Source organism: Rhodococcus zopfii NBRC 100606 = JCM 9919, from assembly GCF_001895025.1.
Taxonomy (GTDB): Bacteria; Actinomycetota; Actinomycetes; order Mycobacteriales; family Mycobacteriaceae; genus Rhodococcus; species Rhodococcus zopfii.
On record NZ_BCXI01000003.1, the window covers coordinates 104,491 to 120,885 of the forward strand.

19 protein-coding genes are annotated in these 16,395 nt (G+C 65.3%); 6 read left to right on the forward strand and 13 right to left on the reverse strand.

All coding sequences use genetic code 11. The features are described from left to right. Positions 1–17: 17 nt before the first annotated feature. The 9 genes from RZ1_RS02640 to RZ1_RS02680 form a co-directional block, all read right to left on the reverse strand. Entirely contained in the window at positions 18–578 is a 561-nt protein-coding gene (locus tag RZ1_RS02640) for a hypothetical protein (protein WP_072808977.1), read from the reverse strand. Next, entirely contained in the window at positions 559–1,137 is a 579-nt protein-coding gene (locus tag RZ1_RS02645; protein ID WP_072808979.1) for a hypothetical protein, read from the reverse strand. The genes RZ1_RS02640 and RZ1_RS02645 overlap by 20 nt, the downstream gene beginning before the upstream one ends. Further along, positions 1,134–2,339 carry a hypothetical protein gene (locus RZ1_RS02650; RefSeq protein WP_072808980.1) on the reverse strand — a complete coding sequence of 402 codons (1,206 nt, stop codon included), beginning with the start codon at positions 2,337–2,339 and terminating at the stop codon, positions 1,134–1,136. The genes RZ1_RS02645 and RZ1_RS02650 overlap by 4 nt, the downstream gene beginning before the upstream one ends. Continuing rightward, entirely contained in the window at positions 2,333–3,319 is a 987-nt protein-coding gene (locus RZ1_RS02655) for a T3SS effector HopA1 family protein (protein WP_072808981.1), read from the reverse strand. The genes RZ1_RS02650 and RZ1_RS02655 overlap by 7 nt, the downstream gene beginning before the upstream one ends. After that, positions 3,316–4,434, reverse strand: coding sequence for a phosphotransferase (locus RZ1_RS02660; protein ID WP_072808983.1), 1,119 nt, complete (start codon positions 4,432–4,434; stop codon positions 3,316–3,318). Before RZ1_RS02660 ends, RZ1_RS02655 begins: the two co-directional genes overlap by 4 nt. Beyond that, positions 4,431–4,733, reverse strand: a complete 303-nt coding sequence (locus RZ1_RS30910) for a hypothetical protein (RefSeq protein ID WP_218020432.1) — start codon at positions 4,731–4,733, stop codon at positions 4,431–4,433. Before RZ1_RS30910 ends, RZ1_RS02660 begins: the two co-directional genes overlap by 4 nt. 499 nt (positions 4,734–5,232) lie before the next feature. Further along, positions 5,233–5,841 (reverse strand): flavoprotein, encoded by a 609-nt coding sequence (locus tag RZ1_RS02670; protein ID WP_505358095.1) that lies wholly within the window; start codon positions 5,839–5,841, stop codon positions 5,233–5,235. Positions 5,842–5,869: 28 nt separating this feature from the next. After that, positions 5,870–6,082: an LxmA leader domain family RiPP gene (locus RZ1_RS02675; protein WP_072808988.1), complete on the reverse strand. Its 213-nt coding sequence runs from the start codon at positions 6,080–6,082 to the stop codon at positions 5,870–5,872. Positions 6,083–6,529: 447 nt separating this feature from the next. Further along, a complete protein-coding gene (locus tag RZ1_RS02680) occupies positions 6,530–7,765 on the reverse strand; it encodes a PucR family transcriptional regulator (protein WP_072808990.1) in 1,236 nt (411 codons plus the stop codon). A 112-nt stretch (positions 7,766–7,877) separates the two neighbouring features. Between RZ1_RS02680 and RZ1_RS02685 the strand changes: the two genes are divergently transcribed. The 4 genes from RZ1_RS02685 to RZ1_RS02700 all read left to right on the forward strand — a co-directional run bounded on the left by RZ1_RS02685 (position 7,878) and on the right by RZ1_RS02700 (position 12,231). Next, on the forward strand, positions 7,878–9,395 hold the full coding sequence (locus RZ1_RS02685) for a flavin-containing monooxygenase (RefSeq protein ID WP_072808991.1): 1,518 nt from the start codon (positions 7,878–7,880) through the stop codon (positions 9,393–9,395). Then, positions 9,392–10,387, forward strand: a complete 996-nt coding sequence (locus RZ1_RS02690) for an alpha/beta hydrolase (protein WP_072808993.1) — start codon at positions 9,392–9,394, stop codon at positions 10,385–10,387. Before RZ1_RS02685 ends, RZ1_RS02690 begins: the two co-directional genes overlap by 4 nt. Positions 10,388–10,397: 10 nt before the next feature. After that, entirely contained in the window at positions 10,398–10,970 is a 573-nt protein-coding gene (locus tag RZ1_RS02695) for a peroxidase-related enzyme (RefSeq protein ID WP_072808994.1), read from the forward strand. Positions 10,971–11,436: 466 nt separating this feature from the next. Then, positions 11,437–12,231, forward strand: coding sequence for a class I SAM-dependent methyltransferase (locus tag RZ1_RS02700; RefSeq protein WP_238071617.1), 795 nt, complete (start codon positions 11,437–11,439; stop codon positions 12,229–12,231). On the opposite strand, the gene RZ1_RS02705 is transcribed toward RZ1_RS02700, so the two are convergent. Then, positions 12,219–12,716: an HPP family protein gene (locus tag RZ1_RS02705; RefSeq protein ID WP_072808996.1), complete on the reverse strand. Its 498-nt coding sequence runs from the start codon at positions 12,714–12,716 to the stop codon at positions 12,219–12,221. The genes RZ1_RS02700 and RZ1_RS02705 overlap by 13 nt on opposite strands. Before the next feature lie 426 nt (positions 12,717–13,142). Between RZ1_RS02705 and RZ1_RS02710 the strand changes: the two genes are divergently transcribed. After that, on the forward strand, positions 13,143–13,487 hold the full coding sequence (locus RZ1_RS02710) for a hypothetical protein (RefSeq protein ID WP_072808997.1): 345 nt from the start codon (positions 13,143–13,145) through the stop codon (positions 13,485–13,487). 191 nt (positions 13,488–13,678) lie between these two features. Here the strand turns inward: RZ1_RS02710 and RZ1_RS02715 are convergent, their stop codons facing one another. Genes RZ1_RS02715 through RZ1_RS02725 form a run of 3 tightly spaced genes read right to left on the reverse strand, consistent with a single transcriptional unit; the run spans position 13,679 to position 15,492 of the window. Continuing rightward, the gene (locus RZ1_RS02715; protein WP_072808999.1) at positions 13,679–13,981 is read right to left on the reverse strand and encodes a nucleotide exchange factor GrpE; all 303 of its coding nucleotides are present in this window, start codon (positions 13,979–13,981) and stop codon (positions 13,679–13,681) included. A gap of 35 nt (positions 13,982–14,016) precedes the next feature. Beyond that, positions 14,017–14,646: a hypothetical protein gene (locus RZ1_RS02720; RefSeq protein WP_072809001.1), complete on the reverse strand. Its 630-nt coding sequence runs from the start codon at positions 14,644–14,646 to the stop codon at positions 14,017–14,019. Positions 14,647–14,685: 39 nt separating this feature from the next. After that, positions 14,686–15,492: a hypothetical protein gene (locus RZ1_RS02725; RefSeq protein ID WP_072809002.1), complete on the reverse strand. Its 807-nt coding sequence runs from the start codon at positions 15,490–15,492 to the stop codon at positions 14,686–14,688. A gap of 330 nt (positions 15,493–15,822) precedes the next feature. Between RZ1_RS02725 and RZ1_RS02730 the strand changes: the two genes are divergently transcribed. After that, positions 15,823–16,173, forward strand: coding sequence for a hypothetical protein (locus RZ1_RS02730; protein WP_072809004.1), 351 nt, complete (start codon positions 15,823–15,825; stop codon positions 16,171–16,173). The last annotated feature ends 222 nt before the right edge of the window (positions 16,174–16,395 follow it).

Below are 16,395 nucleotides of genomic sequence, written 5' to 3' on the forward strand. Positions count from 1 at the left end.
CCTCCGATCGCGGCTCATCAGGGCATCATCGAGGCCACGGCCCCCATGACGATGGTCGTCAGGGAAAGGTCCCCGGTGCCGAACGCGGCCGCAAGCGCATAGCCGACGAGCAGTTCCTCCACTGTCGGGACGGGAGGCTCCACCGTCTTGTGCAGCACCTTCCTCGGAAGAGCCCAGAACACTTCGACGGTGCCGCCCGCACGAAGGGTGAATTCGCCGAATTCCTTCTCGATCTCGTGGGGCTTCCCGTTCAGATAGGTGGTCGCCTCGATGTCCTTGGGACGCAGGCTCACGAATCGGCCGTCGAACTCCGCCACGATGCGGTAGTTGCGCTTGAACAGCCGGCCACTGCCGATCGTCAGCGTCAGTTCACGGCCGTTCACGCGGGCGGAGACGGCAGCGGCATCGCGGGTGCCGAGGGGGCACTTGTGGGTCCGGGGACCGATCCGCTCGATGACGACGGAATTGCTGTCGTCGGACTCGGGGAACGTCCTGACACTGTTCTCGGATCGTTCGATGATCACCGTCCCGGAGATCAGGGTGTCGACTGCGGTGCGTTCAGGACCTGCTGTTGTCATCTTCTATCCTCACATTCCCGCCGATGACGGCGAACTCCGATGGTGTTGTGGTGTAACAGGATCGGACTGGAGAGTACAGCTGCACCGGGAGGCACTCCGGCGTGGCCAGCGCGCGGGTCATCACCGATCGGCGCAGCTGTGCATACGCCGATTCGGGAGGCCCGGTGTGCGGTTCCGCAGGCTCGCCCTCACCCGGACGCGACACGCGGTCCTCGATCTCCGCGGTCGCATCGAAGACTGCCAGCGCGAGCGCGCGTGTGCGTTCCCACCCGCTTTCGATACAGCTCGCCGAGACGATGATCGTCCGTTCGTCGTAGGAGACCGACAGGGACGACCCGCGTGCCCAGCCGGTCGACACGCGGTCCGGTGACGCAGCGTCCGGGTCCGTCGCCGCCTCGAGGGTGTCCACCGCGCGTCGGTAGACGGCCCGCACGAGGTGACGCGGCCACGTCTCGACCATCCGCACGAACCGCGCCTCCACGAGCGGATTGCCCGGGTCGCCGATGACGATCGTCGCGATGCCGCTCGACGACGGTACGGACCGACATTGCAGTGTCATCGTGGCCTCACTCCTACCGGAACCACCTCGGGGTCTGTCGCCAGCATCTGTTCGACAAGGACCGCAAGGCTTCTCGCCAGAACGAGATTCTCGGATTCGGTGCGTCCGGTCGTCCGGAGGTCGGGATGAGCGACGTCGTCGTGGACCTTCGCGCGGTTGCGGGCGATTGCGCGCTGCGGCAGCGCCTGATTCAGCCGTGCGCACCGGAACAGCCGATGGCGATCCAATGCCGCCATCAGGCCGGGTCGGACAGCACGGATCTCGGTGAGCAGCAAGGAGAGGGCTTGTTCGAGGGGTCGCCGGGCCAGTCGCCGATACTCCTCCGCGGGGAGTTCGCGATCCGGGGAAATGCCGACCCCGAGGTAGTCCGCACCGCGAGTCACGTGTCTCTCCCCGAACTGGCTCACCCGAATTTCCCATCGGGAAGGGCCCAGGCCAGCGACCGGACGGTCGTGCACAACGAGGCGCATCAGTGTGGCCAGGTCGTCGAGTTCTGCCGCTCTATGCCACTCGTCGTATCGGAAAAGCCAGCCGCAGAAGGCGATCCGTCCGGTGTCGGGATCGGGACAGTGGCCGCCTGCTGCTGCGGTCGCCACGGTTTCCAGCCCGGACGTGCCGTCACGGTGGGCTGCCTCGTTCGCTGTGCGCGGCCACCGGACGACCTCGGGGGTCGACGTCGAGAACATGGTGGGCCGTGGGCCCCAGGTCTGCTGTACGGCCGCCGCCAGGCTGTCGACCGTCCACTCGTGGAGGAGCGCACGATGCCCGTATCCCCAGTCCGTCCCGGGGCCGTAGACTCCGAGACGTCGTGGCAGTTCGCGATCGAATGCGCAGCCCACCGCCTCCGATTCCGCAGACACGATTTCTTCGTCGATCACCGACACCTCGTGAGCCAGATCCCCCTCGGTCCACTGCCACCAGTCGATGGTGTCCAGGGGCGTGGCCGCCGACGAATCGACGAAGAGCAACAGTTCGGTCTGGTACTGGAGAGTCTTGGCGCTGCACATGACGAGGCGATCTCCGTACATGCGGCGGAGGGAAGCCAGCGCCCAGTGTTCGCGGAGATGGGCGAACCCGGAACCGTACTCCACGTCGTCGTGGGCGCCTCCGTCGATGATCACGGACACCATCGGATTCCGCTGCGCTCCCCGCATCGCCGCGGCGGAGAAGTCGATCGTGTGGGTGCCGGCCGCCGTCAGCATCGTGCCTCGACGGGAAGGTTCGACGAGTAGTCGTGCGGATGAACGCCGAACACGAGGGCGGAACGTTCCAGTGCAGCATCCAATGTGCCTCCCGTAGTGGCGAATTCGATCACGGCGTCGGCGATCATCAGGCTGCGATGTTGGCCGAAGCTCAGGTTCCGCAGCGTCGGGTCGTCGAAATTCACCGGAGGTTCCTGTGCCGTCGAAATTCCGGGGTGACACTGCCGGGTCAACAGTGAACCGGCCACGAAGTGGTCCCGATGCTCGGTGCTCCAGGCGTGAACCGCGTCGCAGATCTCGTCCGGGTCTTGATCGACATAGAGCACCATGGAGTCGCTGCGGGGATAGTCGGCGGGACAGGTCAGCAGCTTCACATCGAAGTCGATGCCCCACACGTCGAGGCACCGCACGACGTCCACGAACAGTCGTACCGCCGCGTCCGGGTCGCCGATGGACAGGTAGACACGGGTTTCCTTCTCCCGGTACCGGCTCTCGTCGAGGGAGGAAGGTCCGTAGACATAGAAGAAGCCCGGCGAGACGGCGCTCGAATGGTGCTGGAGCCGGATGTCGACCTCGGATCCGTGGAAACGGACAGCCTTGTCCCGTGTGGTCCGCACGCGAACCCCGTTCTGAAGGTACACCACGGAGTCTGCTCGTTCCTCGACGAGAGGGCGGCGCACGACGAACGTGCGGTCGGCGAACTCCTGAAGGAGAGCGAGTTCCATACGAGAACCGTTGGCAGGCTTGGGTGCAAGAGCCTCGTCGGACCACTGTGGTCGCCTCCGGGTCGAGGCGGGCATGCCGTGTCGCGCGTGCAGGATGTCGTACAGGACCGCAGCCAGCTTGTGCCGGACGACGCTCGCGGGTCCGGTCAGCTCGGTGCCCTCCAGGGTGATCGTCACGTCGTCTCCGCGCCGGCCGGTGTGCTCCAGCACAGCGCGGAGTGTCTCCGCGACGGCAACGCTGCTGTTCGTCGTCATGCCGTGATCCGATCCAACTCGAACTCTTCGATGAAGGCGTCGGGATCGAGGAGCAGTGCTCGTCCGATCCCGGCGAGTGCGCGGGACTGCGCGGTGAGCGTGACTACGCCGGCCGCGTTCGCGAGCAGTCGATCGAGCTGGTGCCAGCCGGCGAATCGCGAGATCTCCGCGGCCCAGACCCGGTCCAGAAGTCGTCGCGGACGGGTGCGGCACCATGCTTCCTGATAGCCCGAGCACAACTCTTTTGCCAGCGTCTTCGCGTTCTCCAGACCGGTTCGGACGGCCGTCTCGTGGGCTTCCCTGCCGGATGGGTCGCTGCCGAGGCTGCACAGCGATGCGATGACCGAGGTGTTGACGATGTCCCCGATCAACGAACCAAGATCCCGGGCGGTCGGTCCGGTCCCGAACTCCTCCCAGTCGATGATCCAGTGGTGTTCGTCGTCGGAGATCAAGATCTGGTCGAGCCGCAGGTCTCCGTGCAGGGGGCCGCTCGGCGTGGGGGAGGGATCCGACAGCAGGCGGGTCGCCGCCGTGTGAAGCGCACGATCGCCGTGCAGCAGACGGAGCGCGACCAGTTGCGCTGCGGACAGCCCGGGCACGATCGCGTCGTCGACGTCACCGACCGCGAAACTCGACGGCATCGCACCGGCGGGATGTACCGCGGGGGCTGTATCGATGCGCGCGGCATGGAGCACTCCCACCGATTGCCCGATCCGATACATTGTCCGTGGATGCAGGGTCCGTTCCACCAATCTCTGCTGCGCCGTGGGAGATTGCGGAACGACGTCGTACACCTGCACCCGGCCGTCCTCGGACATCGCGCGCAGCGTCGGCGTCGAGATGTTCCGGCGCAGACGGTCATCGGCGTCGAGAAGATCGTGGAAAGTCTTTGCACGCGAACATGTTCGCGGTGCCGGCGGTGCGGTCGTCTCGTACTTGACGAAGAGGGAATGACCCTTCGTGGTCCTGCTGACCCAGTTCGGATTTCGGCCCCCGAGCTGGATCGGGTCGACCATCGTTCCGACAGCAGCCGCGGTCAGCACCTCGCGTACGTCCAGGTAGTCGTCCAAGTCCTCGGCGGCGTATCGCAGTGGTGCCTCGACCCAGTCGGTCACGGGAGTATCCCGTCCCATTGAATGCTCCTCAGTAGTGTGAACAGCTCGTCCGTCAGGTCGTCGGCGGTCGCCACGAACGTGTCCGCGTAATCCAGGACGTGGAGCACGCTGCGGTGCTGGGCGAAGGCCATGATCGACCGGCGATCCAATCCCGCCGTGTGGGTGTCGATGATCGTGCTCAGTGCCCGGCAGTGGTGAGCGATCGGAAACGACTCGAAGAGGGCGATTTCTCCGAGCTCCCCGATCAGAAACCCCCAGTCCGTCTCGGGCGGGCCGATCGAGAGATCTTCGCCGGTCAAGACGACTCCCCGGTCCGCGGTCAGATACACCGACGCCAAGGAGGGTGCCCCGTGCAGCAGGCCGGGCCTGGACGACGCTTGCGGCATCAGGGGGAGATCGAAATACTCCGCCGGAATCTCGCGCCGTAATATCTCATCAACTTCTGTTGCAGCACAGCGAAGCTCACGTAGGTGTGCTTCGAGTCTCCGAATCCACGGAGGACCGGTCGGGACACCCGATGTCACCATGTCCTGGCCGCTTCGATGGAGTTCGTCGAGCACATGTCCGATCGCGGTGACCGCGATCCGTGCATCCTCGGCCGAGTCTGCGTCCAGCGCGATCGAAGAATCCGCCGGAAGCCGATACTCGAACTCGTCGGAAGTTGCGGAGGGCACGACCGCGCCGGATACCCGTTGCACACGTGTGAGATCGGGTGTCTCTCGTTCGCCGCGGTCGGAACGAATCCGCACGATGTTCAGAGAATCGGGAGTGCGGTGTTGGACGGAGACGAGGTTTCGGCTAACGGAGACCGACACCGGGTCGGATGTCTTCATGATTTCCAATCTGGTCCAGCAACTCGACGACGTCTGTGAACGGGACGGGTGCACCACGGACCTCGGTTCCCAGCACCGCGCTCGGTGCGACGATGGTCGGCAGCAACTCGACCCGCCGGTGGCCCTCGAGTCGTGCCGTCGCCTGCTCGAACGAGAACGATTCGGCACCGCCGGGCGGGAGCGCCGGGGCGATCACGATTCGGGCCGCGGAGCACTGGATCGACAGCATGACCGGCGTATCGACGGTGCCCAGCGAGAATCGCGTGACGAAGTTCAAACTCGCCGGATAGACCACGATTACGTCCGGCCATCGGCTGAGTTCCACGTGCTGCCCGTTCCGTATCCGATCCCAGTCGTCGAGGAGGACGTGGTCGGCGTGCATCGCACAGGCATCGCGTGTGACGAATCGGAGTGCTGCGGCGGACAGCGCGACGCGTACCTCGTCCGCGGGGCGCATTGCACGAAGCGTCTGCAGGCAGAGGGGAGTCAGGGGCGCCATGGCTGCGCCGGTGACATAGAACAGAACTTTCATCGCGGATGTTGGTTGGCGCGCACGGAAATACGCGCCAACCAAGCCCCCCTTCTACAACCAGGTCCGCCGGTCAGCAGACTTTCTGGATCGTGTTCTTGACGTTCGGCGTTCCGCCGGCGAGCGTGATTGCGCACTGCTGCGACGACTTCTGGGCGATGAGAGTCGCGCGCAGGAGCAACGGCGTCAGGACGGGAGTGGTTGCCGGAGCGCCCACCCCGGAGGCACCTCCTGCCGCCAATTCGTCATCGGTCGTGTACATCCGGTATCCATCGGACAGTGCCATCTGATTCCTTTCGGTCCTTTTCCGACGACTGTTTGTGCCGTCGGAGATTTGGATGCGCGGAACACCGTCTACGGTTCCGGTGCTGCTGTGTGATGTACGACACATATGAGATCCGGTGGGTCCGCGGGACGGTGAACCGCACGGGAATCATGGTGGCAGAAATAAGCTCTGCACCAATAGAACTCGTGCACACATCTTCGGCTGGAGCGGATAGTCTTGCGGCTCGGGAGTCCACTCCCTCGTCTCCGCAGCTGGTGGTGGAGCACCCGATCGTGCGGGTCGACACGAACGACCGGGTCCAGTACCTGCCGCACGTCCTCCGCGACGTGGGGCTACGAGGGCTGGCCGAGACGGTCTATCGGGGCATGGCGACCGGGCAGCGTTGGGGAAGGGGCTGGAGCAGGCTCAGGGACCCGCAGAGTTTCCGGTTGTTCGAGCCCGGTCGGCTCAGTGCAGGATTCGGGGACCCAATTGGTGGGCGAGTTCGAGGGCGAGCATGAGTGCCAGTCGGTGTTCGCCGGGGTGGTGGCCGAGCAGTTCGGTTGCGCGGGCGACTCGTTGCAGGACGGTGTTGCGGTGTGTGTGTAGGCGTACTGCCGCGCGGGGTGCGTTTTCGGCTTCGTCGAGGTATATCCGAAGGGTTTCGCGGAGGCGCTCGGCTGTGGGAGTGTCCGCGGCCAGTGATCCGAGTGTGTCGGTGACGAATTCTGCTGCGCGGTCGTGATCTTGGGCAGTCAGTGCGGTGACTTCCAGGTCCTGGTACAGCGCGAGTCGGGTACCGCCGGGGTGACCGGCGAGCAGGCGCTGGATGGCCACTGCGGCGGCATGGGATCGGCGGAACCCGGTGATGCCGGATCGGGTGGGTCCCACAGCGACCCGGACGTGGGATTGGGCCTGCGCGATAGCGTTTCGCATCGCGTCGCGGGAGAGGTCGGCCTCGGTACCCAGCCACGCCCACAGTGTGGAGGTTCCGGCGGGCAGGGTGAGGGGGTGACGAGCGCCGACGGCACGCGCCAGAATGGTGGCAGCCGCCTCCAGGGCGCCTTGGACTTCGCCGACCGGTTGGGACCACAGCACCAGCGCGGTGTGGTGACGGGCGAGGTCGTAGCCGAGTCTCTCGCCGGCCCGGGAGCTGTCGATCGGTGCACCGTCCAGGATCAACCGGACCGTTTCGGTGCGGCGTGCGAGAGCGCCGCCGAGCACCTGTTCCCGCTCCCGCTGCGCTTCGGCGAGGACGCAGGCCACAACGTGGTCGACGTATTCGAATATGCGTTGCGAGGAGGCGTTCAGCAGGTCCATCAGCAGGGGGCTCGCCGGAACGCGCGCGGCGACGAGTGTCATGTAGCGCTGCCAGGCGATGTTCTGTCCGCGGCGATAGGACTGGAAGATCGCCTCGAAGTCGATGCCGCGTCGAGCGATGGTGCGGGCGATATCGAGTGCTTCGGGTGGGACGTCGATCGGTGCGGTTCGGTCGTTTCGTCGGGTGAGGGTGGTGAGCAGACGCAGGGCATTCGCGCGGTTGCTCGCCGACATGTCCGCCGCGATCGCGGCGTCTGCACCCAGTGCGGGCGTCAGCTCGATTTCGGCGGCGTCCATCTCGGCGACCAGCTCGTCGAGTTCGCCCAGCATCAGCTCGGCGACCTCACCCATCAGCTCGATCACCTCGGGGGATTCTCCGCTCATGAGCAAATTGTGCCAGCGCACATATCGAGCCGAAAGGACTGAGCATGCAAACATTCCTCTGCGGTGAATACCTCCCTAACGTGAAACGCATCACATTCGAGAAGGAGGATCGATGAGGAGCACTCCCGCAGAGACGGTGACCACCCACTTCGACGTCTTGATCATCGGTGCCGGAATCTCGGGTCTCGGTGCTGCCTGCCATCTGAAGATGCGTCGCCCGGGCACCTCGTTCGCGATTCTGGAAGGCCGCGACTCGATCGGCGGAACATGGAATCTGTTCCGGTATCCGGGCATTCGCTCGGATTCGGACATGCCCAGCTTCGGTTTCGGCTTCAAGCCCTGGACGCATCGCAAGGCGATCGCCGACGGCCATGCCATCATGGACTATCTGGAGCAGACCGTCGCCGAGAGAGATTTGGCGGAGAACATCCACTTCGGCTGCCGGGTACTCGGTGCGGAGTTCTCTTCCACGGAAGGCCTGTGGACGGTGACCGCGCAGCGTTCCGGCACCGGGGAGACGACCGAATTCACCGCGCGGTTCCTGTTCGCGGGGACCGGCTACTACGACTACGAATCCGGGTTCACCCCCGAGTTCGCCGGTGTCGAGGACTTCGGGGGGACACTGGTTCATCCGCAGCACTGGCCCGAGGATCTGGACTACACGGGCAAACGGGTGGTCGTGATCGGTAGCGGCGCAACCGCTGTGACCCTGATTCCCTCGATGGCGGGCGAAGCAGGTCATGTCACCATGCTGCAACGCTCCCCGAGTTATGTGTTCTCGATCCCTGCCGAGGACGCGATCGCCAACACGTTGAACACGGTCCTCGGCCACGAGCGCGCGTATCGAATCGTCCGGCGCAAGAACATCATGCTCAACCGCGGCATCTTCAAGGCCTGTATGCGCGCCCCGAAACTGATGCGCACGCTGTTGATTGCCAACGTGCGGCGACAGTTGCCCCGGCACTTCGATGTCGACACCCACTTCACCCCGCGGTACAACCCGTGGGAGCAGCGGCTGTGCATGGTTCCCAACGGTGACTTGTTCAAGGCGATTTCGTCGGGGCAGGCCTCGGTGGTCACCGATCGGATCGAACGATTCACCGAGACCGGAATCCGGTTGGAGTCGGGCCGGGAGTTGGCCGCCGACATCGTCGTCACGGCAACCGGCCTGAACATGTCAGCCCTCGGCAAGATCACGATCGTGGTCGACGGACGGCCGGTGCATCTGCCGGACACCACGGTCTACAAGGCCATGATGCTCTCCGGTGTGCCCAATTTCGCGTTCGCCATGGGATACACGAACATTTCCTGGACGCTCAAGGTGGATCTGGTCTGCGAGCACTTCTGCCGACTGCTCGACCACATGGATTCCCAGGGTCATGCCATCGTCGAACCCGTTCTCGACGATCCCGACATGGAGCGGGTCCCCCTCCTCGACCTGAGTTCGGGGTACATCCAGCGCGGGATCGCGGCGTTCCCGCAGGCGGGCACCAGCGGTCCCTGGGCGGCCGAGATGTCCTACGAAGCCGATGTCGAACGGCTGCGCGCCGGCCCGGTCGAGGATCCAGCGCTGAAATTCACCTCCCCTCGGTCGAGCGTGCTCGCAGGGCAGCGAGAAGGACGACGATGATGCACGACCTGACGTTCACCAGCCACGGTGTCACCTGCGCCGCCTGGCACCTCCCGGCGAGTACCGACGCGTTTGCCGGTGAGGCGGGCCGGCCCTGCATCGTCCTGGGGCACGGGTTCGGCGGCACCCGAGACACCAGTCTGCTGGCCTACGCCGAGGCATTCGCAGCCGCCGGAATCGACGCGTTCGTCTTCGACTACCGCGGCTTCGGCGCTTCCGCCGGAGAACCACGTCAGAATGTCGGGTTCCGCCGGCAGCGGCAGGACTACCACGCGGCCATCGACACTGCCCGACATCTGCCCGGGGTCGATCCCGGTCGAATCGTGTTGTGGGGTACGTCCTACTCGGGCGGGCATGTCATCGCGGTCGCCGCCCAGGACAAGCGGGTCGCGGCAGTGGTGTCGATGAACCCGGCTACCGACGGGTTCGCCGCACTCGTCCAGATCGCGCGCTACGCCGGGGTGAGCCAACTCGTCCGGGCAGCCGGGCACGGATTGCGCGATGCGGCGCGCGCCCTCACCGGCCGACCGCCGTATCACGTGCCCGTCGTCGCGCAGCCGGGGTCGACAGCGATCATCAGCACACCGGGCGCCGAGGACGCCTACCTCTCGATCGCCGGGCCCACCTGGCGCAACGAAGTCTGTGCGCGCACGGCCCTGGAAGTCGGACTGAACCGCCCGACCATCCACGCTTCCCGGCTGACGTGCCCGATCCTGCTCCAGGTCGGCACCGACGATCGTGTTGCCCCGCCGGACGCAGCGCGCCGCACTGCGCAAAAGGCCGGCAGGTGGGCGCGGCTCCGCACGTACCCCGTCGATCACTTCGAGTTCTACCGAGGTGTGTGGCAGCGGCAGGTACTCGCCGATCAACTCGACTTCCTCACCCGCGTGCTCCGACCCGCGACCGAGGCTGATTCGATCGTGTCGGTTCGACCGATCCATGCAGGCCCGCGGCGAGCCGCAACTCTGGACAGTTCGGTTAATTGCGATTAACTTTCACGGCATGAGTGAACGCTACCCGCTGCCCGACCTCGCGGATCTGCCCGAGGACATCGTCGAGCGCATCCTCGAGGTGCAGGACAAGTCGGGTTTCGTCCCGAATGTATTCCTGGCCTTCGCGCGGCGACCCGCCGAGTGGCGAGCGTTCTTCGCGTATCACGACGCGATCATGTTGCGCGACGAATCAGGGTTGACGAAGGGTGACCGCGAGATGATCGTGACCACCATCTCGGCGGCGAACAAATGTCTGTACTGCGTCGTCGCGCACGGGGCGATCCTCCGCATCTATGAGAAGAAGCCGACCGTCGCCGAGCAGGTGGCAACCAACTACCGCATTGCCGACATCACGCCCCGTCAGCGCGCGATGCTCGACTTCGCGAGCAAGGTCAACGCACGGTCGCACGAGATCTGCGACGACGACTTCGAAGCCCTGCATGCACACGGATTCACCGACGAGGACGCATGGGACATCACCGCGATCACCGCGTTCTTCGGGTTGAGTAACCGCATGGCGAGCGTGACGGGCATGATGCCCAACGTCGAGTTCTACACGATGGGCCGCATGCCCCGGAGCTGACCCTCTCGGGCCCGTCGGGGAAGCCCGCGACTCGCATTCGGTCCAGGCCGGCCGAACCCGCAGCGAAGCCGTGCGCAGGCGCGCCGGACGAATTGTGCTGCGCCGCAAAGACAGATCGACGAGAAGCCGATGCCGCAGGCACGCACGTGGCAGTCCCGCGGCAGCTACAGCTCGATCACGGACCGGTCGTCGGTGCGGTAACCGCTCGGTGAGTCGAGTCTCGAAATTCGTCGGGTGAGGTGAACCGTGCGGCAGGGCAGAACGATACGGCGACGCACCCGCTCGGTTTTCGGACGTGCTGTAATAGAACGGTGATGACCCTGACGCAGCACTGGTGGCCGTACTCCTAGCGGCCTTGTCGACTGTGTTTCCGGCCGCCTCCCGCGGCCGATGACGCTCACTTCCCCGACGGCAGTGATCCGGGTTGGTGTGGTGAGGTGGCCTCGATTCGAGAGGAACCCCCCCGATGTCCCACGACAGCGATCCCGCTCCGACCGCTGGTATCGGCGAGATGCTGATCAGTTCCCGTTCGCTGGACGAGTACCGGTCGATGTTCGATCTCACCGACGAGGATCTGTCCCGGAGAATCCTGGATTGTCCCGGCGGCGCAGCCGGATTCACCGCCGCAATGAACCGTCTCGGCGGTGACGTGACGGCGTGCGATATGGCCTATGTCGCCGGCGAAGCCGAGCAGCTGGCCGCTGTTGCGGAAGCTGAAACCGATCGTGGGAACCAGTACATCCGTGCCCACACAGAGCAGTTCGACTGGTCGTTCTTCGCTGATCCCGACGAGCATCAGCGCGTGCGCCGGCACGCGGTCCAGGAATTCGCGGCCGATCTCCGCCGGCACCCGCGCCGCTACGTCGCCGGGCGGTTGCCGTCCTTGCCGTTCCCCGATGCCGGTTTCGATCTCGTGCTCAGCTCGCACCTGCTGTTCAGCTATTCCGACCGTCTCGATCACACCTTCCACGTCGACGCGATCGTTGAACTGATGCGTGTCGCCCGCGATGAACTGCGGATCTTCCCGCTCGTGGCCTCGGGATCCTCGGTTCGCTACCCACGCCTGGACGAGCTGCTCACCGATCTTCGGCACCACGAGATCGCCGGCGAGGTCGTCGAGGTCGAGTACCGGTTTCAACGGGGCGCTCACCACATGCTGGTGTGCCGTCACATCACCGCGGGCGGTCGGGAGCTGCAGGTTCCGCGTGATACGGGTTCGCAGCTCGGGCAGGAGGCCATACGGGCGGGTCACCACCAGTAGACGGGATAGCCGGAACGGGTTGCCTTCGCGCTGATCCAGCCCGCAACGACCAGGATGACAGCCGCGAGTGTGGCGCAGGCCGTGAACGAGACAAGCCCATCGACGGTGAGTGCCCCGATTACCGCAGTCGCTGCGGCCGGAGAATGCGACGTTCGTGTTGCCAGCATCGCTCCCAGTGCGACACCGCCTGCCACGGCGCCGGCCCACAACGAATTGCCGACACACCCGACGGCAACACCGACGAGTGCTGAGATCGATTGTCCACCAATGACATTGCGAGGCTGGGAGAGTGGAAGTGTCGGTGCGCCCGCAACGAGGGCCATGCTCGCCGCCATGGGCGGAATGAGAAGCAGGTGACCGCTGACCGAGCCGAGTAGCACCAGTGCGCACAGTGCCGTCGACGAGGTGGCGACTGCGAGAACGACGGTTCCGAGCGTCGGCCGCGCCGGGGCTTTGCTGCTCGGGAATGCACTACGGGTGGTCATCGTCTGGTGCTCGGCCTTCCACTCTGCTGAGAACGGTCGTTCTCCCGCTGTGCGGTATCGTAGAGAACGATCGTTCTCGCGTCAAAATGTACGGAAGGGGATGCTTGCGGATGTCCACGTCGAGGCGATCCGCCGCCGCTTACCTTCTGGCGGAGGGCTGCATGGTCGCTGCCGAAATCACCGGAACGCCGGAACAAGCTGCCAAAGCACGACTGGTACTTCAGCAGCTTCTGGAACGTGACATCGGCGACTGATAGCGTTTCGCTACAACCGATTTCGCTCAAGCGGTCGATCGAGCCGGAGGTCGGATCCAGGCGGAGAACAGGGTTCGATGCATCGAACCGTCCGGAACGAAACGGGCGGTCTACCTTCGCGGTTGTGAATACTATGGGGACGCCCTGTTCGACCGAAGGAAGAGGACGCGTCATGCTCACTCGGACCCTTGCGGCCGCCGCGCTGATCGTCGGTAGCGCACTGTTGGCGGCGACCGGCGCATCGGCCGCCCCGGCGGACGACGACCCATACGGCTTCAACGCCGTTCGTGACCGAACCGACGACTTCGTCGCACCCCTCGACCCCGGCGCACTGTTCGGTGAAAACAGCTACAAGCCGATCATCCTGAGCCCGTACGGCGCTACGCGGAAAATCGAGTGCCGTGGCGACGGGCACTACGTCCAGATTCACGAGTGTGTTCAGTACGACCCGAACAACGTCGCGCACGAACTCAGGTTGATCCCGAACCCGATCCGCCCGATCTACCTGTACTTCTGAGCACCGCCGGCGACGGCCGGTTGATGGTTCGCGATCAACCGGTCACCGGTGAGCGCCTGGCACGGCTTCTGCGGATCAGGTACCCGCCAGCGATCGGTGCCCGGACCCGATCGGATTCGCCGACGGAGAAGACAGCGGCGCGCGGCCGACAGCGCGCGGCTGTCTGCGGTCTGCGCGGCGATGACGCCCCGTTATCGCCGCGGTGGACAGTGGGACGGCGGAACCTTCACGGCCACTTCGACATATCGCAGAATGTCCGGCCCGAGGCGCCACCCGGGCCGCACGGTCCCGTCGATCGTGTTCTCGTGGTCCGGTGCCGAGGCCGGAACGAGCGAGACCGCGCGATGCAGGGTCGGATCGAAGGCGATGCCGGGCGGCGCATCGAAGCGTTCGACTCCGAGCGCCGCCAGGCGTTCGATCACGGCATCGCGTTCCTGCTCGTCGGCGGCCACATCGGCCGCGGCGATCAGATCGTCGATGTTCTCACCGGTCACTGTGGTGTGCCCCCTTGTACTCGGGTCGGATCGACTCAGGCCGGATCGACGACGCCGTTCTCGGACGTGTAGCTCTCGTCGGCAAGGCCGTCACCGTCGGTGTCGATGGAGACGGTCGGGGTGTAGTCCTCGTCGAATGTGATGACGGTGTCGATCTGCCCGTCGCCGTCGGTGTCGCTCTCCACCTGATATGTTCTGAAATCTGTTGTCTCGTAACGGACCGTGTCGAACGAACCGTCGAGGTCGGTATCCGCGTAGACGACCCGGTTTCCGTCGGCGAGTTCGACGTCGACAGATTCCACGACACCGTCACCGTTCAGGTCGTTCGCGGTCAGGTCGACGCCGTCCGCGGTGACCGTGGTCGACGAGAGCGCGCCGTCCCGCGGAGCGTCGACCGTGCCATAGCCGGTGTGGATCTGGTCCTGCGCGTTGGGCGAGTCCGGTGCCGCGGTGTGGCCGGTCGCAGACGGGGGCTCCACCGAGTGCAGCTGGTCGGCTGCGGACCCCAGCGACGATGAGGACTGCCCGGGCTCGGACGCGACGGGTGCGGACAGCGGCTCTGCCGGGATTGGAACGGAAACTGCCGGAGTGGGCGAGCTTCCGGCGCCGGACACGTTGTCGAGTGCGGACAGGTCGATCCCGAACGGATCGGTTGAAGCGGCCACGGGGATCTCCTCGAATGGGAACGGATGGGTCGGGTGGCCTCAGGCCAGGTCGGCGAAGTCCCCGCCCGTGGACGCACCGGAATCGAACGCGCTGGTGTCGACGTAATCGTCGGCGGCACCGTCACCGTCGTAGTCGACCGCACCGCTGTGCAGATCCACCGTCGCGTCCACCGACCCGTCGGCATCGAGATCGAAGACGGCCTCGTCGAAGGCGCCGTCACCGTCGGTGTCGAGGACGTTGACGTCGACGATGCCGTCACCGTCGGTGTCGGAGCCGATCAGATCGACGGTGCCGTCGGCGTCGAGATCGACCAGCCCCATGTCGGCGACGCCGTCGCCGTCGGTGTCGTACTCCTGGACGAGGCTTCCATCGGCGTCGGTGAATTCGTCGAGCAGGGTCGGCTCGGCCGGTGCGGCGCTTCCGGTCGAGGATGACCCGGCCGAGATTCCCGGGGTGTTCTGACCGCTGCCGAGGCTGTCGGTCGAGGTGGATCCGGTGCTGACCGCGCTGCTGTTCGAGGCACTCGCCGACGACGCGCGGTCGGAGGTGTCGGACGCGGACGAGGAGCTGCCGTAGGACGAGTCCGACCCGGAGTTCGCCGAGGACCCGTAGGACGAGTCCGAGCTGGACGATCCGGAGGAGTCGTAGCGCTCGTACCGCTCGTAGGACTCGTAGCTGGTCGAGCCGTCCTGGGCGGCCGACGAGGAGCCGTAGGAGGAGTCGGTGTCGTAGGACGAGTTGTTGCCGTGGGACGAGTCCGAGCTGGTGCCGGTAGTGGACTGCGAGTCCGCGCGGTTCGCGTTGCTCGAGCTGGTGCTCTCGGAGAAGGATCCGCGGTTTGCCATGTCGGTGCTGCCTTTCGCTCGTTGTGTGTTGCAGATATGAGGGCTCGGGCGTCGGGAAGGTTCCGGTGTCGCGCGGACTTTTTCTCCGCCACCGCCGGCGGGTCGGGAAAGCCCCAGTTGAAGGCCGGTCGACACAACCGAATGTGTGACTCGGATCACTCACATCCCCTTGATGCGCGGATTGTTTCGCAACGGTCGGGAACATTCCGGGGTGCTCGCGCATCGAACTCGAGACGTGAATGCAACCGCGTTCACCGCGTACGACTGCACCAGGACGTCCACGCGGACTCTGCACCTCGAGGGTCCGTGCCGGCGTCGGAAGGGGGAGCGATGACCAGCAAGGATCCTTCGCTGTGGGAGCTGCTCGGTCTGGACCGGAACGACACGATCCCCGTACTGCTGGAGGAGTTGTGGGAACGCATCCTCGAAATCGCCACGGACCCGGACACACCGGACGCCGGCGTCGATCTGATCCCCGACGAGGATGTCGTTCCCGAGGACGAGCTCACGATCGAGCCGACACTCGTCGAGGACCCCTCCGGCGCCGATGCCGCTGATGCGGACGACAGCTCGGCGGCCGAGCTCGCCGAACCCGATTACGAAGACGCCGGCCATTCGTCCGAGTGTGATCCGGTATTCGATCCTGCCGATCCCGGACTCGGAACCGACGACTTCTTCTGAGCCCTTGGCAGCAGGCGGTTTTCGGCGGCGGTGACGCGATCGGCCGGAAGGCGAAAGTCCCGCGGCCCGGATACCATGAGCGCTCGTGAGATCTTCGGGGGTCGGATGCTGCGCCTGAGTCTGGTGGGGATCCTGGGCTTCTCGATCTCTGCGAGCCTGGTGGTGCTTCCGTGTATCAGGGTCCTGCTGTTGCGGCGCTTCGAACGAATCGGTGCGCCGCTC

What these genes read in the sequence shown, in the direction of transcription:
- RZ1_RS02640 (WP_072808977.1), bottom strand. Translation starts at nt 578, where the DNA reads ATGACAACAGCAGGTCCTGAACGCACCGCAGTCGACACCCTGATCTCC.
- RZ1_RS02645 (WP_072808979.1), bottom strand. Translation starts at nt 1,137, where the DNA reads ATGACACTGCAATGTCGGTCCGTACCGTCGTCGAGCGGCATCGCGACG.
- RZ1_RS02650 (WP_072808980.1), bottom strand. Translation starts at nt 2,339, where the DNA reads ATGCTGACGGCGGCCGGCACCCACACGATCGACTTCTCCGCCGCGGCG.
- RZ1_RS02655 (WP_072808981.1), bottom strand. Translation starts at nt 3,319, where the DNA reads ATGACGACGAACAGCAGCGTTGCCGTCGCGGAGACACTCCGCGCTGTG.
- RZ1_RS02675 (WP_072808988.1), bottom strand. Translation starts at nt 6,082, where the DNA reads ATGGCACTGTCCGATGGATACCGGATGTACACGACCGATGACGAATTG.
- RZ1_RS02680 (WP_072808990.1), bottom strand. Translation starts at nt 7,765, where the DNA reads ATGAGCGGAGAATCCCCCGAGGTGATCGAGCTGATGGGTGAGGTCGCC.
- RZ1_RS02685 (WP_072808991.1), top strand. Translation starts at nt 7,878, where the DNA reads ATGAGGAGCACTCCCGCAGAGACGGTGACCACCCACTTCGACGTCTTG.
- RZ1_RS02690 (WP_072808993.1), top strand. Translation starts at nt 9,392, where the DNA reads ATGATGCACGACCTGACGTTCACCAGCCACGGTGTCACCTGCGCCGCC.
- RZ1_RS02695 (WP_072808994.1), top strand. Translation starts at nt 10,398, where the DNA reads ATGAGTGAACGCTACCCGCTGCCCGACCTCGCGGATCTGCCCGAGGAC.
- RZ1_RS02700 (WP_238071617.1), top strand. Translation starts at nt 11,437, where the DNA reads ATGTCCCACGACAGCGATCCCGCTCCGACCGCTGGTATCGGCGAGATG.
- RZ1_RS02705 (WP_072808996.1), bottom strand. Translation starts at nt 12,716, where the DNA reads ATGACCACCCGTAGTGCATTCCCGAGCAGCAAAGCCCCGGCGCGGCCG.
- RZ1_RS02710 (WP_072808997.1), top strand. Translation starts at nt 13,143, where the DNA reads ATGCTCACTCGGACCCTTGCGGCCGCCGCGCTGATCGTCGGTAGCGCA.
- RZ1_RS02725 (WP_072809002.1), bottom strand. Translation starts at nt 15,492, where the DNA reads ATGGCAAACCGCGGATCCTTCTCCGAGAGCACCAGCTCGAGCAACGCG.
- RZ1_RS02730 (WP_072809004.1), top strand. Translation starts at nt 15,823, where the DNA reads ATGACCAGCAAGGATCCTTCGCTGTGGGAGCTGCTCGGTCTGGACCGG.